Origin of the sequence: Amycolatopsis sp. CA-230715, assembly GCF_018736145.1 — a bacterium.
In the GTDB taxonomy this organism is placed as follows: domain Bacteria; phylum Actinomycetota; class Actinomycetes; order Mycobacteriales; family Pseudonocardiaceae; genus Amycolatopsis.
The window spans coordinates 9903621-9920767 of sequence record NZ_CP059997.1 but is presented as its reverse complement, the minus strand read 5'-3'; the positions used below and the strand labels follow the sequence as shown (position 1 = coordinate 9920767).

Genomic DNA, 17147 nt, shown 5'->3' with positions numbered 1-17147 from the left:
TCGCTGTGGGCTTGCTCGTGGGACGGGGTTTCACCGAGAGGTTTCGGCGGCCCGCGCGGTCGGCGGCAGCAAACCGAGGCCTCTACCATCTTCCCCAAGGACTCAGGGAACATTCTGACCGGGATAGCCCAGGTCGTCGAGTTGCCGTTGGACGCGTTCGGCGTCAGCGTCGCGGCCCTGTTCCCGGTACAGCTGCAGCGCCTCCCGCCATACCGTGCGGGCCTGCTCGTGCTGGCCGAGTGCGACGTAGGGATGGCCCATGCGGTCGAGGGTGCCCGTGACCTCGTAGGCGTGGCCGCGGCCGCGGTTCAGGGTGAGGGCGTGGTGGTAGTGGTCGAGGGCCTGGTGGTGGTCGCCGGTGTGGTGGGCGATGTAGCCCAGGCTGTCCAGGGTGGTCGCCTCGCCGTTGGGGTTGTGGTGGTGGCGGTGCAGGGTGAGGGCGGCCTGGCAGTGCTCGCGGGCGGTGTCGAACCAGCCCAGGCGCGCCGCGTGCCAGCCGACCGCGTTGAGCGCGTCGGCTCCCCACACCGGCTGGTCGACGGCGCGGTAGAGGTCGACGGCGCGCTGGGCGTGCTCCAGGGCCTGCCGGTCGTCCCCCCGTCGTTCCCAGGCGAACGCGAGCACCCGGTGGGTGTGGGCCTGGTCGGTGGGGTCGTGGTGGCGCACAGCCAGGTCCAGGGCCCGCTCCAGGTGGGTGGTGGCCTGTTCATGCAGGCCCAGCCGGGAGCAGGCACGGCCGAGGAGCCTGTGGGTGCGGCTGCGGGTGGCGGGGTCGGGCAGGTGGTCAGCGGCCTCCAGCGCGGCCTGCCACGTGGTGACCTCGTCGTGCCGGTGTCCTCGCCGTCGGTGGAAGACGGTCAGGTTCCAGGCCAGGTGCCAGACGGTGTGGTGGTGGCCGAGGGCGGCGGCGGTGCGCTGGGTGGCCAGCAGGGTCGCGTGCTCGGCGTCCAGCCAGGCCAGCGCCGCGGCAGTGTTGGGCAGCGGGTGCGGGTGCACGCCGGGCGCGGGCGGCTCGGGCCGCACGAGCGCGCGGTGGGGGTCGAGCAGTCGGTCGGCGGCGTGGGCGGTGTGCAGGTGGAAGTCCCCCACCCGGGTCAGGGCCGCTTCCCGCACCTCCTCGGGCAGGGTGGTGTGTGCGGTGTCCGTGGCGTAGCGGCGGATCAGGTCGTGCATGGTGTAGCGGCTGCCCGCCCGTCGTTCCAGCAGGGAGGCGTTTTCCAGCCCGCTGAGCGTCCTGCGGGCGAGGCGGCCGGGCAGGCCGGTGAGGGCGGCGGTGGCGGGCGGGGTGGTGTCGGGACCGGGGGCGATGCCCAGCAGCGCGAACACGGTGCGCTGGGTGTCGGTGAGGTAGCGTAGGGACCAGGACAGCACGGTGGGCAGGCTGGCGGCCGGGTCGGTGTCGTGGTCGAGCGCCTCCAGGCCAAGGTCGCGCAGTTCGGTGGCGACCTCGGCCAACGCGACGCCGGGGCGGGTGCCGGCGGTGCGCGCGGTGATCGACAACGCCAGCGGGTGGCCCCCGCACAGCCCGATCAGCTCGTCCACCGCCTCGGGTTCGGCGGTGACGCGGTCGGCGCCGAGGCGGGCGGCCAGCAGGCGGCGGGCCTCCTCGGGGGACAGGACGTCCAGGGGCAGGTGGCGGGCGCCGTACCGGTCGATCAACGAGGCCAGCCGGTGCCGGCCGGTGACCAGCACCGTGCAGGACGGCGAACCGGGCAGCAGCGGGGCGACCTGGTCGCTGGTGGCGGCGTTGTCCAGCACGATGAGCATCCGCCGCCCGGCCACCAGGCTGCGGTATAGCGCGGCCTGGGCGTCGAGGTCGGTGGGGATGCGGTTCGCCTCGACGCCCAGGGCGTCGAGGAACCCGCGCACCACCGTCGCCGGTTGCACCGGTTCGCTGGTGGGACTGAAGCCGTGCAGGTCGACGAACAGCTGCCCGTCGGGAAACCGCTCCAGATGCCGGTGTGCCCAGGTCAAAGCGAGCCAGGTTTTGCCGATGCCGCCGGTGCCGCCGATCGCGGAGATCACCGCCGTCGGGCCGCCACCCGGACCGGCTCCGGGCGAGGAGCCCTCGGGCGTGGTGAGGGCGCGGTCGAGCTCTGCCAGCTGGTCGGCACGGCCGACGAACCGCGCCGGCGGCGCGAGCAGTTGTTGCGGGATCGCGCCGGCCGCCGGGTTCGGCGGTGGGGTGTGGCGGGCGAGTAGTTCGAAGGCGAACGCGGCGGCGTGGCTGGATGCGGTGGGCTGCCAGTGGGCGTCGGCTGTCTCGGTTTTGCCCGAGAGCAGGTCGGAGATGCCGCGCACGACCAGGGCTTGGACGGTGTCGTTGACGTAGGCGCCGTGCAGGAACCCGTAGCCCTCCATCTCCACCGCGGCCGCGTCCCCGCAGTAGGTGGCCAGATACCGGGCGGTGGCCGCGTTCTGGTCGGCGATCACGGCGCTGCCCGCGGCGATCGGCTTGATCACCGCCTTCGGCGCCGGTTTTGGGGCGGCGGGCAGGATGCGGTGCTGCCAGGCATCATCGCGGGCCAGGGCTTTCGCGCGCTCGATCAACCGGTGGGCCGGCGCCTTGGTCTTGAGGCGGGGCAGGAACTCGCTAGCAGTATCCTTTCCGGACTCGTAGTCGTAGATCTCATCGGCGACCACAACGTCTCCGGTTTCGACGTCTTTGCGGCCGCCAGCCACGCCGACGAACAGCACTATCTGCGGGTGGAACACCGAGATCGCACGTTCCAGTTCGATCCCGGCCCGGGTGTTCCCGGCGCCGGTTTGCGCGAGGGCGACCACCCAGCGTCCGTGGTCGGTGCGGAACGTGCCGACCTGGTAGAGGGTGCCGTTCTTCTCGCGCTCGTCGAAGGGGCCGTCCAGGTGCTCGCGGACTGCGCGGTACTCGACGTCCAGGGCGGTGCAGATCACCGCGGTGCCCAGCACGGTGTCGTCGCTGGTGGTCATGGAACCTCCGCGTGCTCGTGCGAGTGGTTGAGCGAGTGCGCAGTGCTGGTGTGACGATTTACGGGATTTTCGGATGACGTTCGCGTAGCAGTGCAGGGTGCAAGCGGGTGGCTGATCCGGCGCGGAACAACGCGGCCGGGCGCCCGCCGTCGGTGGCGGCCTTGCCGCCGGTCGGGATGAGGAAGTCCTCGGCGCGGGTGACCTTGCGGTGGAAGTTCGACGGATCCAGGTTGGTGCCCCAGATGATCTCGTAGACCGAGCGGAGTTCGGCGATGGTGAACTCCGGCGGGCAGAACGTGGTGGCCACGGTCGTGTCGGAGAGGCTGTCACGAGCGTGTTCGACAGCGTCGGTGAGCATCTCGTTGTGATCGAACGCCAGCTCGTCCGGCTGGGCCAACAACTCCTCGGCGGGCCGCCAAGTCGCGGTCGCGGCTCCGCCGCCGGCGGCGGGTAGGGGAAGGTCGGGCAGCAGCGCGACGTAGAGGACGGACACGATCCGGCCGCGGGGATCGCGGTCGGGGGCGCTGTAGGCATGCAACTGGCGGACGTGCAGGTGCGTGACGTCCAGGCCGGTCTCCTGGGTCAGCTTGCGGTGAGCGCCATCGTCCAGCGTCTCTCCAGGCAGCAGGAAACCGCCCGGAAGGGCGGACACACCCTGGTGAGGTGGAGTGGCGCGCTCGATGACCAAGGCCTGCAGCATCTGCTCGCGGACCGTGAGAATCGCCAGGTCGACTGTGACCGCGCACTGGGGCAGCTCCTGGATCCTCATGACCCACACCCTACCTTCTTGTCCTATTGACCAGAAGGGGTCCCAGCGTTACCGTTCGAGGGACAACACAGAATTGTCAGTGTGACCAAAAGTGGTCGCTCAGCGCTGGCGACGCTGCTGAACAGGCCGAAGCCAGGAGCAGGGCACCTCTATCGGGAGGAGCGGACGGATGAAGGTCCTGTGCTCGGTACGCACCTTGTTCCTGCTCACGATCTGGGCAGGCGGAATCGGCATGATCCTCGGCGCGATCCTTATCCAGTCAGTGACGCAGTCTCTTCACCGCGCCAGCGCTGCCACGTACATCGGCGACGCACCTCGGGCTGAGGCGATCAGCTTCTACGCTTCCGTAGGGACCACATTCACTGAGACGAAGCAGGAGCGCCGATCTCAATGAACCTGACTCCGCCCAGTTCAGAGAGGTGCGCCGGTGCCAGAATTGCTGAGACAGGACAGGGGTTGTCCTGGCTCAACGAAGGTGACACCTGTCCCTTCTTGTTCAACCTGGGCCAGATTCTCAATCGATTTGCGCCGCGTATGGCCACCACCAGCCCGCAGGAAGCGAAAGGCCGACGTGGACAATCGGGGCATGAGCGGGTCGTTGCGATGGAGTTGGCGGAAGCTTCGGCTGATCAGCCGGTGGCAGGTGCACCGCCTCCGGCCCGGCGCGGAGGATGGTGACCTGATCGACGCGTTCAACCTTGCGCTCGCGTTGGAGCGGCTTGCCCTGGACGACCAAGCCGAATACTGGTATCGGTGGGTGGCCGAGACCGGTGACGCCGAAGCAGCCTGCAACCTCGGGCTCCTGCTCGCACGAACTAAACGTTCGAACAAGGCACTGAAGGTTCTGGGGACCGCGGCGAAGCAGGGAGACTCCGATGCGGCCTTCATCGCTGGCGAGGTGTGCGAAGAGACCGGAGATCGGGTCGGCGCCCGGGAGTGGTACGAGTTAGCCGCACGTCTGGGCGACGCCGATGCCGCCAAGTGGCTCAAGCGCAATCCCCCGCAGGACAAGAAGCCCGCGACCGGCTAACGACAGAAAATCCAGCTGGGACCTACCTGGCCCAGGTCGGTTGAGAATTTGGCCCAGGTTGAACGAGAACGGACAATATCGACTCGCGCTAGATGACGCCTCGGCTCAGAGACCTGGCACCCGGCTCGGTGAAACTGAATCCGGTCTGTGTCACCAACGGCGTCGACGCCACCGGGGCGGACCTTTCCCTGGTCCAGGTCGAGGCCGTTCACACACTCGCTGGGGCACCTGCCCAACGCACACGTCAACCAGGGGGACGTGCTCGACTTCCTCACCACCGCCGACCAGCGATGGGACGCGATCTACTCGATCTGGGGCGCCGTGTGGTTCACCGACCCCACCATCCTGCTCCCGGCCGTGCTGGACCGGCTCACCCCCGGCGGCCGGTTGGTGTTTTCCCACGCTGCTCACATTCCCGACACCACCACCGGCGTTCTCGGAATGTGGGTCGCCGGCTACACCGGCCCCCAGGTCGCGATGACCCGCTGGAGCTATGAACCCGACCAAGGGGCCGACCTGCTGACCTGTCACGGCTACACCGACGTGCACGCACGAGTTCTGCCCGTACCGGACCTGACCAAGGTGGGCACGCTCCTGGTTGAGTGCACGCGCCCAGGGCCACCACGCGATCGCGTTATGGGCTCCGCGGTCGGTGCTGGGGTTGCTGGCGGAGTTGGTCCGTAGGTGCCCTTCGGGCCTGGTGCTGCTGATCCCGAAGTTGGGACGCGGGGAGCCACGGCGCCCTGCCGTAGGTGGCTTGGCGGAATCAGCACCGTGGCGGCCACCGCGCGCAGCATGGTTGTCACGGGCGGGGAATGAGGACACGAAGCGCAGACGGGCTGGCCACTGCCAGTCTGTCTCGGCAGGGAGGCCGAGATGGGGGTCCCCACAACCCGAGACACGGGCCCGCACCATCCTCATGGTGGACCGCATCGGCTTCGGCGCTCCAGCCCCGAAGCGTCGCGACCACATCGCCTTGCGGCAAGGCTTTTACGAGGTCTTGCGGCGGGGCTGGGCAGCCGCAGGAATGTCCTGGGAGCACAGCTACCACGAGGGTCGCGGCGACGGGGCACTTCTCATCGCTCCTCCCGAGACGTCTCCGGCTACGTTCGTGGAGGTCCTGCCGGACCTCCTCGCCGCCGCATTATGTCGCCACAACGCCAGCCATCGCACCGGGGAGCAGTTCCGGCTACGGCTGGCGCTGAATATCGGCGAGGTCGCCTTCGCCGAGAACGGCGCCGCCGGGGAGTCGATCGACCTGGTGTTCCGGCTCTTGGACACCCCGCCTCTGCGAGAAAGACTTGACAACTCGCCGGGCGAGCTGGCCCTGGTCACCTCCGAGCGGTTCTTTGACGAGGTGGTGCGGCACAGCTGGTTCGTCGCCCCTGCCACCTTCCAGCCGGTCACCGGTGTGGGAAAGGAGATGTCCGTCATCGGCTGGATTCGGGCGGCCGACATCCCCGAGTCGGAACAGCCGCCCCCGCTCTTTCCAGCCGACGAACGCCTGTTCCAGAACGACGCCCACGAGGGGTCGGTCAGCAACCTCCTCAATCCCGACGTACGGGGTTCCATTCACGACCCTGCGCCCGATATCGACTTTCTCGGCCGCCGTTTCGGCGCTCTGCCTGATATCAACCCGCCTGCCGAGCAAACCGAGCTGCCGGTGACGATCTACCTCGCCAACGAGGGAATCCATCAGCAGGTCTAAGAGGCCGTCGAGGAGCTGCTCGGCGTCGCCGGTGCGGATGTCGTGGGGCGGGACGATCCGGTGCTCGGGTCATGGTTTCGGCGTCTGTGGGCCAAGGCATCCACCTCGCCAGCCAGCCGGGAGGCGGCGGTATCCGCCGCGCACGCACTGGACGCGAAGCTGGTCCTGAGCCAGGACGCGTCCATCACGTCGACCATGCTGCAGAACCTCGGCCCCGTCCTGACCGCACTGCAACCAACCCCGGACGCGGTACTCCGCATCGGTGCCCTGCTGATCGTGAAGACCGACAACGTGGTCGCGGTCCATCAGCTCACCGCGGCCCAGCAGCTCACCCTCGACCACCAGCCGTACCTCCTCACCGCCCCGCACGACATCCTGCACGCACTCGACCTCGGCGTCACCGCCCGCCAGCTCACCGAACCTGAGTTCGCGGCACCTGCTGTCCCGCCGAACCCACAACATCGCCAGATCAACGCCGACCATGCCGACGACAATCCCGTCCAGCCGCCGCCGGGAGCCTGACCGAGACGAGCAACCGGTCGTCGTTGGCTCAGTCAGGGACCGCTTTGACGAATGCGAACCGGCTTCACATTCCGATACCGTCGACTGACAACGAACAACTCCAAGATCGCCGATGGCGTCAGGCGCAGGCGACCTTCTCGCCGGGTCCGTCCGCGGAGAGGCCGATCCTCCGCTGTCCCGTCTCAATGAAGATGGCCCCGGCTGCAGATAGGTGGACCGGCGTCTCACGAACCTGACGTCTCACGAACCTGACCCTGTGTCTCACTGAAGTTGGCCCCGTGCCAGGATCGGCCAGCCGGGGGCGCGTGGAGGCGGGGCGTGGCTGCGACTGGTCTTGCGAGACCCAGGTCACGGTCGAGGAGTACGAGTTCGACCCAGCGTAGTCCGCAGGCGCCGCAAACTGCACGGGCTTGATGAGAACTTCGCCTGCCCGTCGACCCCATCCGCCAGCGCTGCGTCCAATTATGCTCACTCGCCGACCCGCCGGGAACAATCTGGTCCAGTAGCCGCAGGGCCTGGACCACTACCGCGGCTGCTGAGTCGATCTGGCTGTCGAAGTGTCCGTGTCATTGACAGTTCGTCGACGGGATTCACGCAGCCAGTACCATCCCGGATGCTAGATCACAATGCTCGGAGGGCGCAGTGGTGAAGGGCGACAGCACGGCGACGCGGAAGAACTCGCCGGCCCGATGAAGACTAGCGGCGGATTCGTGCGGCAAATCCGGCTGGCGCCGAATTCTGATGCTGACCGTTACCCGTTCAACCTGCCCGTCGTGCGCTACCTCGACCACATTGGTGGGCTGGATCTCGATCCAGGGGTGACGTTCTTGGTTGGCGACAACGGCAGCGGCAAGTCCACTCTGGTTGAAGCGCTCGCGGTGGCGGCCGGGTTCAACGCCGAAGGCGGGTCGTTGTCCTTCCGGTTCGCCACCCGCGTCACCGAGTCGAGCCTCAGCGATCAGCTGGTGCTGCGCTGGGGTATCCGCAAGCCACGCGGTGGGTACTTCCTGCGCGCCGAGTCCTACTACAACGTGGCCACCGAGATCGAGCGCCTCGACCGGGATCCGGGGTCGCCGCCACTGCTGCCCGCTTACGGCGGGGTCTCCCCGCACGAACGCTCCCACGGCCAGTCCTTCCTGGATCTGGTGACGCACCGGTTCGGCCCTGGGGGGCTGTACTTGCTGGACGAGCCGGAGGCCGCGCTGTCTCCGCGCGGCTGCATGGCGCTGGTGGCGCGCATCGCCGAGCTGATCAGGCAAGGCAGCCAGTTCGTGGTGGCCACCCACTCGCCGATCCTGCTCGCGGTGCCCGGCGCGCGGATCCTGCAGATCGACGACGACGGCGTAATCGAACAGGTTGGCTACGACGAGGCCGAGCCTGTCACCCTCACTCGCAGCTTCCTCGCCAGCCCAGAACGGTTCTTGCAGCACCTGATCGGCGACGAATGATGCCCAGGCTCAGCACCGCTGGCGCGGCGGAGTGGGTCAGTTTTGGAGTGCGGCGATGACACGGTCGGCGTTGTGGTGCAGCGGGATCGCGAGGTCGTCGTAGTCACCGGAGTTGATCCGCAACAACATTCGTCCGGTGGCGTACAGCTGGGATAGCAGTCCGTCTCGGCTGTTCAGATGGTCGGCGAACGTGGTCTGGACCCGCTCGGCCATCGCGGGCTGCAACAGCGAGTGCAGGTAGAGGGTCGCGGCATCGTACCCGGCCGGGGCGCGACCCCAGCCCTCCCAATCCACCAGCACGCAGTCTGGCTCGAACAAGTTCGCCCAGTGCAGGTCGGCGTGGGCGACCGTCCACGCGCGCACCGTCGGGTCGACCCGGTTGCCGAAGAACACCCGTATTCGGTGGGTGACCTCGTGCTGGGTCAGGTGCGTCCGGACCGCGGGCGCCGTGGCGAGCGCGTCCAGCGAATCTCGTAACCCCGTCCACCATGCGGTGGGCAGGTCGAGTTCCTGACGCAGCTCCGGGGTCGCCGAGCACGGCCGGCCCTCGGTCAGGGTCATCAGCTCGGCGCGCAGGCGGTGTGTCTCGATGTTCCAGTCCCAATGTCGCAGGACTTCGGGTTTGACCACTCCTGTGAGCAGGCGGGCATCGACGTTGCCCGTCCAGAAGTCGCTGTCGGCCCACTGCTCAGCCTCAGTCACCACCCGCAGCCATCGGGGTCCGCGGGCGGTGTCGACGCGGGAGCTGATCGACCGATCGTGCCATCCCCAGGTAACGCCCCCGGTGAGGCTGGCGTCGATCGTGGACGCGGCTCGGGTGAGGCAGTGGCGCAGCCAGGCGCGGTGCGCATCGTCGCTGAGCTCGTTGGGCTGGGTGGACATGCCGGTCACGGTAGCGGTAGGTCATTTGTAGGAGGGCCAGCAGCGGCGGCTAGGCGCGCACGGACTACACGACGGCGAGCAGCGCGGGGCGCAGCTCGGCTGACACGGATTCGGATTGCAGTCGGGTTGACATGGGCCGGGGTTGCCACCGCCACCTTTTCTCTTGTTGCCGGTGACAGCCCGTTCCGCGAACGCCTCCGCCAACTCGGCGCGAACCCGCTCAGCCTCGTCGCTCGCCAGGATCGCGGCGAGGGTGTCGTCGAGGACGTTGCCGACCGGCAGCCAGCGGGAAAACACGCATGGCCAGACCGCGCCGTCGGGGGAGATCGCCGCAACATCGTCCCCGCACTGTCCGCACAGCTGCTCGGTGCTGGCCTGGCGGTCGCGGACACCGCGCCCGACCTGTCGTACTCGGTCGTAGCCAACCGAGGGCACGCCGAGCTCGACCAGCTCCGCTTGTGCGGCGTCGGCGCGCTGACCGTCGCCCAGGTCGATCACCCCAGCCCGCAGCGGGATTCCGCGGCGGACGGCCTCGGCGATGTTCGCTTTCGTCCGCGTGTAACTCGGCCGTCCGGTGACCGCCGCGTGCTGGGCCGGGTCGTCGGAGTAATAGGAGGTTGCCAACGAGACCCGCGGTCGTGAGAAGACATCCCACATCTCATTGGTGACGTGTACGAGGTTGCTGAACACCTCGACGGCTAACCCGCGCGCCAGCGCGTACTCGATCAACGGCACCAGGTCGGGATACAACGTCGGCTCACCACCGATGAACTGCACCATCTCCACGCGCAGCTCAACGGCCTCACCCAGTACTCGATGCCAGTCCGACCGGGTCATCGAGCCATGCGTACCCGACGGTCCCGAATCGGCGTAGCAATGTCGGCAGCTGAGCGGACATTTGCCGGTCACTTCGAGCCACAGAAACGACGTCCCCACCAGCGCGTCCCTTCTCACCGTGATCACTACCCGACACACTGACCTGCTTCGACGTGCTCGGGTACCGATGAACAGGCGAGCTGCGGAGCCGCCGCCGACAACACAGCGTCACTCAGGGAAGCGTTTACCCGTCCTGACGGTGCCGGACGCGCGAGCGATATACAGCGGTAAGACTGCCTTCGTGCGAGCCCGAGAGGCTGTTACGTTTCTACAGCTCGCCTCCAGGGCAACCGAATCTCGGCGCCGAATGCTCACGGACGGGGTGTTGGCTTCGGAGGTGAGGATCTGCGCGAGCGGGGGAGGCCGGGACGGCAATGATCAGCGCGCGCGGAATGCGTATTTCTCACCGGGCCCATCAGGACACTCCGCTGGTGGGGGCTCGGTACGGTGCCGACCATGATTCGGTGGTGCGCAGACGAGCCGGTCTGGAAAGGGATCGGACCGATCGACCATCCCATCGGCAGGAACGCAGTACCTCCTCAGCGAATCATGGTCAGAAGTCCATGTTATTGGCCCTCTCCTGCTGGTAGTCAGCGACGGCTAGAAGAGAATCGAAAGAGCCCTCTTGCCGGGCTGCGTCGAGCTGCGCCCCGAACGCCGCGTCGAAGCGAACAGGGAGCCCGGAACTGATCCACTGCATCGCCTCGGGCAGCGTCGACTCCAACCAGGCATCGATCTCGTCGAACAGTGCGAAGACCTCCGCGATGTCGGTCTCGGTCGCCGGCAGGAGGGAAAACAGCGGGCTGTCCCGTAGGTTCGTCAGACCGATCGGTACGGCGGCATCCACCCCCGGGGTATGTAGGTAGATCGTGGCGGTTTGCCCTTTTTCGAACCCGCCGTGCGAGTACGGGTTGCGCCAGCGTTCCACCACTTCGAACAACCGCTGGCGGATGCGCTCCGCGCCGTCGGCGTCGCCGAGCACGCGGCTGAACTTCCCGCCCCACTTCGCGCCGATCATCTCCGCCAGGTTGTCCTGGTCTGGATCGAAGCCGCAGAAAGGCAGTGCCAGCACCAGATCATGCTCTAGCAGACTCACGTACGCTGTGATCGCAGCCACCATGTCATGGAAGGCGTTCATCCGCATGCGGATCACGCCACTGGTGAACGAGTAGCCAGTACCAACATCGGATTCGTGTACTTCGTGCACGTCCTCGATGTGTGCCGGATCGACGGCGCGCTCACGGAAGTAGTCGTAGGCGCTCCGGAGCCCGTGGTGCTGGTTGATAACGGTGGCGTTACCGCGGCTGAGCAGGTCCGGCGCCGCATCCAGGATCAGCTTCTCGACCGTCCGTACAGAGGACCGGAGCTTCTGGGAGATCTGCTCCAGCAATGTCCCTGCATCCGCCGCCGGCTTGTCGGTCCAGAGATAGATCCGCAGACCGAACTTCTGGTGCGCCACTTCGCAACGCTCGCCCTGATAGGTGAAGGCCACCCACCATGCGACCTTCTCACCGGGTCCGCCCGCAGGCAGGCCAATCAAGGTGAGTGCGTACTTAAGCAACACCGGCACCGGCGCATCCTCCGGGCTAACCGTCAGCTGGTAGCACGGCGTGGTCGGCTGAACCTCGTCTTCACCGGATGTCGGGCCGAAGTCCCGCAGCACGGTCTGCTGGAGACGCTGGCCCGCGTCGACCTCGCCTGGCAATGAACTCACGGGACCAGTATGCGCGCACACAAAACCACGCCACCGCCGATTTTCCGTCCGGCCGAGGCTGCTGAGCTGTGGACGGGTTCGTTAGAAACGGCGCCGACTGACCCACCACGTGGGTGTTCAGACGAGGAGTGCTCCGAAGAAGACCGCGCAACCAGTGAGGACCGGTAACGGGGGGGGGGAGCGAGGCGCTCCGCCACTGCCATCGAGGTGATGCTGCTGACAAGCCAACCGAGCGCCGCGCCGAAGCTCGTCGCGGCGACGAGGTCGAGCCACCGATGTGTCGCCGTCCGTGGAACGAGGCCGCTCTATCGGGCGATGAGTACCGGGAGCCCGAACGCGGCCGCAGCGAGTGCCCCGACCACGGGGCGCTTCGCTGGGCGCGGCAGATGTGTGCGCAACCAAGCACGGCACCGAGGAAAACTTCCTGTCGGCTGGCCAACATGACAATCTCGCGACGCACCTTACTGGCGTGTCGTTCGCAGATGTCCCGGATACATTTAGAGCGGCCACATCGAGGCTGACGCAGAAGACGAGCGAGGCTGCTCGCCACCTGCGACGACAAGGAGCGAGCGATGAGCGATTCACCAGGTGGCCCAGAAAGTGGTCCGTCTGGGAACAGCCTGGAATTCGACCCGATCGTCAACGGCGTCGACTTCCTGGACAGCGCAATCTCCCATCTGTCCGAATCCACGAATCCGCGCAGCGTGAAGTACGCGGTGCTACACCTGCAGGCCGCGATCGAGATCCTCGTCAAGGTCCGCCTGCAGCGCGAAGGCATCGAGCACATCTTCGAGGACCCCTACAGCGTCGACGAGAACAAGTTCAGACAGGGCGCATTCCGCAGCGTCACGCTCAACGCAGCGATCAAACGACTCGCCAAAGTCGCCGACGTCCAAGTGTCGACCGCTCAACGCAACGCCTTGGACGCCCTCAACAAGGAACGTAACAAGCTCCAGCACTTCGGCTCCACCAGCAACTACGAGGTCGTGACCGCTCGCGCCGCTGTAGCCCTTGACGTGCTGTCCGAGTTCATCCGGCAACACCTCGTTCCGGACGCTCCGGAGGACGAGGTCGAGCACCTCGAGCTAGCAGAGAACATCATCGGCGCCGCGCTCACGACCATCACGGCGGTCAACCGGGCACGCCTGGATCGAATCGCCCCTGAACTCGAGGCATGGCAGAGCATCGTCATCCATTGTCCCGAATGCATGCAGTTGGCCTGGACCTTCGCACCCTTCGAAGAAACCTCCTGCTGCCGGTTCTGCGGTCACGACTGGAGTCACGTCGACGGCATCGAGGCCGCTGAAGACTACGTCACATCGGTCCTGGGCGAATCACGCTACCTCGCGGCGAAAGGACGGAGTGGATGGTCGATCTCCGACTGCCCGGAATGCGAGCTTGAAGCGCTCATCTTGGTCGCCACCAGCACAGACCCCAACAGTTTTCACACCAATGCCTGCTTCCACTGCGGCTTCGTCGCCGACGGCGACCTCGGCTCCTGCGGACGGTGTGGTCGTACCACCTCTGACTCCGACGACGGGACCTGCGCCGATTGCGTGAACGACCTGGCGGCTGGCGACTGAATGATCGACGCTCGGCAAGCCAGGTCGTGTTTCGCTGGCTCCGCCGAGATTGAGCGCGGTCCGCTGCGGGATGGGCGTGACACCGCGACCCGGCTGTTCGACATCACTGCGATCACCGTCAGGCCGTGTGAGCGGGCTGGCCGGGCCTTGACGCTGGCCTCGGCGCCAGGCGCAACCGGTGCCCGAACGCGGTCGGTGAGCGGTGGGGCTCTCGTAAGCCCGTGCCGCTCACGTTGGACAGGCGTGGCCGGCGGTGGGAGACCGAACTTGACAACCTGATGAAGGGGGCTGTGCGCCAGGATCCGGCGCCTGGATGCGAGTCGGTCGTGCTCCGGACGAGAACCCAGTTGGGGAACCTGTTCGTGAAATAGGGTACAGTGGATAAGTGAGTAGTTGAAGTGACAATTAGAAGCTATCCGGTCTTGGATCGTTCGGACCGTTTAGTTCGATGAGTCGTTGCTGCACGCGAACGGCATCGTTGATGCGCCCCTGATTTTGATATAGTTTAAGTGCTTCCTTCCATCCGGCGCTAGCCTGTTCGGTATGGTCGAGTGCGACGTATGGACCTCCGAGAGCTTCGAGCGTGTCAGCGCAACGGTAATTTTCACCGAGTTCGCGTCGAATCATCAACGATTCGGCGTAAGATTGAATGGAGTTGAGAAAATTTTCAGTGCGGTAATCAATATAACCGAGACTATCTAATGTGGTGGCGCGACCGCTTAGGTCGCCGCATTCATGAAAAATAGAAAGCGCTTCCTGGCAATGTGCGCGAGCCACATCATAATTGCCTAGTCGTGCAGCGTACCATCCGACTGATCCGATCATGCCACCGTCTCGTATGGGCGGTTGAAGATTGCTGGTGATTTCTAGCGCCTTACTCGCGTGTTCAAATGCTCGCTGATCGTTTCCTTTCAGTTCCCAGGCTCGAGCCAACTTCTCTTGTATTAAGGCCTGCTCTGAGCCGTCTCGATAGCCATTTGTCAATGTAAGAGCTTGTGCCAGGTGGTCGATTGATTCGTCGTGGCGTCCCGTGTCGGCATACGCCGCTCCAAGGAGGCGATGTACGCGTATTCGGATTCCAATTTCGGGCACGTGTGCCGCAGCTTCTAGTGCGGCCTCCCAAACAGTTACTCGGTCATGTCGATGTCCCCGTCGATCATGAAACGTGGTCAGAATCCACGCCAGATCGCACACAATGTAATACCAACGATGGGTTTGTGCGAGATCTTGAGCGGCGAGTACATTGAGATGCTCGATGTCAAGCCACTTTAGCGCGTCCAATTCGTTTGATAATGCGTATGGCTGCACGTCAGGTGCTGATGGTTCGAGTTGAATAGGTGTGCGATGGGGATTTAGAAGGCAAACGGCCTGGTATGCGGTGTGCGTGTAAAAGTCTACGAGTCGCCTCGTTGCGGCTTGTCGCATCTCGGCAGGGAAGTCGTCGGCGGTGTTTACGGCAAAATCCCGAACGAGGTTATGCATACTGTATCTACTACCGGAAATGTGGTAGATCAACGAAGCATTGACGAGCGTTCGGAGTGCTAGATACGTTTCTAGTTCAGATTTCCCGATCAGGGAAGCGACTGCGTGAAGATCGATGTCTGGGCCGGGTGCGATTCCTGTCAGTGCGAATACTTTCTGTGTTTCTTTGGTAAGGTGACGTAAAGACCAGGAGAGAACTTGGGGTAGACTGGCGGCGGGATCATCTGAATCAAGTGCAGCTAGGCCAAAGGTGTGAAGTTCACTGACGACCTCGTTCAATGTTAGATTGGGTTCGGTGGCGACATGGGAAGCGATCAGCCCCAATGGCAAGGGGAAGCCTCCGCAGAACCGAATAAGTTCCTCCGCTGCTCCTTTTTCGGCGGCAAGCTGCTGCCGACTGAGGGAAATGGCTAGTAAGGTGTGGGCGTCATTAGTGGAAAGTGAGTTTAATTGTATCGAACGGGCTCCGTGGCGAGCGACAAGTCCGCGAAGATGGTTGCGACTGGTCACTACGACTGTGGAACCTTTTCCAGTGGGAAGCAGCGGTGTGACTTGATCAGCGGTTGCCGCATTATCAAGTACAACAAGAATCCGTTTGTTTGCCATCTTGGATCGGTAAACGTCGATGCGGTGTTCCAAATTGGTAGGCTGAAGGCTTCGATCAATTCCGAGTGCGTCGAGAAATCTTCCGAGCACATCGCCAGGCTGGGTTGACTCCCCAGTAGAACTGAAGCCATGAAGATCCACAAATAGCTGCCCATCGGGAAAGCGGTCAATTACCTGATGTGCCCACTGCAAAGCGAGCCAGGTTTTGCCAATGCCGCCTACGCCTACGAGCGAGAAGATCAAGGTGGTGCTGCGCCCATCTGAAGCCGCGTCAAGTCGATCGTTCATTTGGATGAGTTCCGGTTCGCGGCCAACGAATCTGGTCGGCGCGGCGGGCAGTTGTTGCGGAGGCGTCGGGCGTTGCGCGGCGGGTGCAGGGGGCGAAGCAAGTTGCTCAGTGAGGGTGTCATGATCCTGTCGAAGCCTAAGCAACGTCGTTTTTAACGCTATCTCGATGTTGCCGACGTTCGCTGCCTGGACACACGCGGTCGCATAGGCCTCGATACGATCCCATGGCGGGGGATTTACGAAGTTTCCGTTCAGCAAGTCTGACAGGCCGGACTTGGTCAGGCCAGTGTCTCTGCCATACCTCAGCAGTGTCGCCTGAGTGGGGTGACCCGCCGCTGCCCGTAGTCGCTGCAGACGGCCGACGAACCACTCCCGTGGGTCCTGCGAGCCCATCCAGCCCCCCTCTGCTGGTCCTGCACTCTCCGGAATCGTCCGGACACCCGATTCCGGAAAGGTACCGCAACCAGGGCGTTCGGGTCGGCTTCTCCGAGGTTCGCCGGGAACCGCCGTCTCGGCTGGTCGAGGACTTCATCGTGATCAGCGGCCAGGTCACACGACCTGGCCGCGATCACCGCGAAGGAGCAACTCATGGCTTCCAGTTCGGCGTGGGTGCACGCCGCGACCTACCTCGGCCCGGACACCGGCTCCGGTCCGCTAACCCGGTTCGAGCGCGACGAGGTTCGCCCCGCGCCGGCGCCGCTACCTGACTACGAGCCCGAAGCGCCGGTGGATCCGCCGCCGGTGCTGTACGTGCCCTGTGACCGGCCGGCCAGCGGCGGGGACGTCGCGGTGCAGACACGGGTGATGCGCGACGGCCGCACGGCGTTGCTGGCCTACACCGCGCTGGACCGGTTCACCGCGCACTGCGGGCACCAGACGCCATGGGTGCTGGTCTACACCGCGAAGCTCGGCGAACTGGACCGGGTGTTCCCGTTCGACGTGCTGCTGCTGGATGTGGCCGTGCCGCACCAGTACCGCACCACCGCCGGGACCTGCCAATGACCGACATCATCCGGATCACCCCCGACATGCTTGACGACGCCGCCGGCCGCCTCCGCGGCGCCGGCGAGGCGGCCGACGATCTGCGCGGCAGCGTGCCCGACGTGCCGGACGCCGGCGCGTCCACCACGGCCGCGGGCGAGGTCGTAGCGCACCTGGTCGACGCGGCTGCCCAGCTCGCCTGCGGGCTCGGTGCGCTCGGCGACGCCGTCACCGCCGCCGCCACGGCCTACCGCGACACCGACACCGCCGCCAGCGACCAGCTGATGAAGCTCTGGACGAACTGAGGAA

General features: G+C 65.5%; 15 protein-coding genes. 9 read left to right on the top strand and 6 right to left on the bottom strand.

Annotated features, from left to right (window positions below; genetic code table 11):
- Nucleotides 1-102: 102 nt before the first annotated feature.
- Both HUW46_RS45930 and HUW46_RS45925 read right to left on the bottom strand, forming a co-directional pair.
- Nucleotides 103-2949 carry a phosphorylase family protein gene (locus HUW46_RS45930; protein WP_215544902.1) on the bottom strand — a complete coding sequence of 949 codons (2847 nt, stop codon included), beginning with the start codon at nucleotides 2947-2949 and terminating at the stop codon, nucleotides 103-105.
- 58 nt (nucleotides 2950-3007) lie between these two features.
- Complete coding sequence (locus HUW46_RS45925; RefSeq protein WP_215544901.1) at nucleotides 3008-3718, bottom strand: NUDIX hydrolase; 711 nt, start codon at nucleotides 3716-3718, stop codon at nucleotides 3008-3010.
- A 169-nt stretch (nucleotides 3719-3887) separates the two neighbouring features.
- On the opposite strand from HUW46_RS45925, the gene HUW46_RS45920 reads away from it, so the two are divergent.
- From HUW46_RS45920 to HUW46_RS45895, 6 genes are all read left to right on the top strand, one after another.
- Nucleotides 3888-4112: a hypothetical protein gene (locus HUW46_RS45920; protein ID WP_215544900.1), complete on the top strand. Its 225-nt coding sequence runs from the start codon at nucleotides 3888-3890 to the stop codon at nucleotides 4110-4112.
- A gap of 192 nt (nucleotides 4113-4304) precedes the next feature.
- Entirely contained in the window at nucleotides 4305-4748 is a 444-nt protein-coding gene (locus HUW46_RS45915) for a tetratricopeptide repeat protein (RefSeq protein WP_215544899.1), read from the top strand.
- A gap of 258 nt (nucleotides 4749-5006) precedes the next feature.
- The gene (locus HUW46_RS45910) at nucleotides 5007-5432 is read left to right on the top strand and encodes a hypothetical protein (protein WP_215544898.1); all 426 of its coding nucleotides are present in this window, start codon (nucleotides 5007-5009) and stop codon (nucleotides 5430-5432) included.
- A 235-nt stretch (nucleotides 5433-5667) separates the two neighbouring features.
- Nucleotides 5668-6456, top strand: a complete 789-nt coding sequence (locus tag HUW46_RS45905; protein WP_215544897.1) for a hypothetical protein — start codon at nucleotides 5668-5670, stop codon at nucleotides 6454-6456.
- Between the two features lie 42 nt (nucleotides 6457-6498).
- Nucleotides 6499-6978 carry a hypothetical protein gene (locus HUW46_RS45900; protein WP_215544896.1) on the top strand — a complete coding sequence of 160 codons (480 nt, stop codon included), beginning with the start codon at nucleotides 6499-6501 and terminating at the stop codon, nucleotides 6976-6978.
- Between the two features lie 689 nt (nucleotides 6979-7667).
- Nucleotides 7668-8426 carry an AAA family ATPase gene (locus tag HUW46_RS45895; protein WP_215544895.1) on the top strand — a complete coding sequence of 253 codons (759 nt, stop codon included), beginning with the start codon at nucleotides 7668-7670 and terminating at the stop codon, nucleotides 8424-8426.
- Nucleotides 8427-8462: 36 nt separating this feature from the next.
- On the opposite strand, the gene HUW46_RS45890 is transcribed toward HUW46_RS45895, so the two are convergent.
- The 3 genes from HUW46_RS45890 to HUW46_RS45880 form a co-directional block, all read right to left on the bottom strand.
- Nucleotides 8463-9308, bottom strand: coding sequence for an aminoglycoside phosphotransferase (locus tag HUW46_RS45890; RefSeq protein WP_215544894.1), 846 nt, complete (start codon nucleotides 9306-9308; stop codon nucleotides 8463-8465).
- Between the two features lie 21 nt (nucleotides 9309-9329).
- Entirely contained in the window at nucleotides 9330-10217 is an 888-nt protein-coding gene (locus tag HUW46_RS45885; RefSeq protein WP_254126721.1) for a radical SAM protein, read from the bottom strand.
- Between the two features lie 520 nt (nucleotides 10218-10737).
- On the bottom strand, nucleotides 10738-11898 hold the full coding sequence (locus tag HUW46_RS45880; protein ID WP_215544893.1) for a hypothetical protein: 1161 nt from the start codon (nucleotides 11896-11898) through the stop codon (nucleotides 10738-10740).
- 572 nt (nucleotides 11899-12470) lie between these two features.
- Between HUW46_RS45880 and HUW46_RS45875 the strand changes: the two genes are divergently transcribed.
- Nucleotides 12471-13481 carry a hypothetical protein gene (locus tag HUW46_RS45875; protein WP_215544892.1) on the top strand — a complete coding sequence of 337 codons (1011 nt, stop codon included), beginning with the start codon at nucleotides 12471-12473 and terminating at the stop codon, nucleotides 13479-13481.
- Nucleotides 13482-13886: 405 nt separating this feature from the next.
- Here the strand turns inward: HUW46_RS45875 and HUW46_RS45870 are convergent, their stop codons facing one another.
- Nucleotides 13887-16250, bottom strand: a complete 2364-nt coding sequence (locus HUW46_RS45870) for an ATP-binding protein (RefSeq protein ID WP_215544891.1) — start codon at nucleotides 16248-16250, stop codon at nucleotides 13887-13889.
- A gap of 195 nt (nucleotides 16251-16445) precedes the next feature.
- Here HUW46_RS45870 and HUW46_RS45865 point away from each other — a divergent pair, with 195 nt between their 5' ends.
- Together HUW46_RS45865 and HUW46_RS45860 are read left to right on the top strand one after the other, a co-directional pair.
- Nucleotides 16446-16859, top strand: a complete 414-nt coding sequence (locus HUW46_RS45865; RefSeq protein WP_215544890.1) for an SAV_915 family protein — start codon at nucleotides 16446-16448, stop codon at nucleotides 16857-16859.
- The gene (locus HUW46_RS45860) at nucleotides 16856-17143 is read left to right on the top strand and encodes a hypothetical protein (RefSeq protein ID WP_215544889.1); all 288 of its coding nucleotides are present in this window, start codon (nucleotides 16856-16858) and stop codon (nucleotides 17141-17143) included. The genes HUW46_RS45865 and HUW46_RS45860 overlap by 4 nt, the downstream gene beginning before the upstream one ends.
- Nucleotides 17144-17147: the final 4 nt, after the last annotated feature.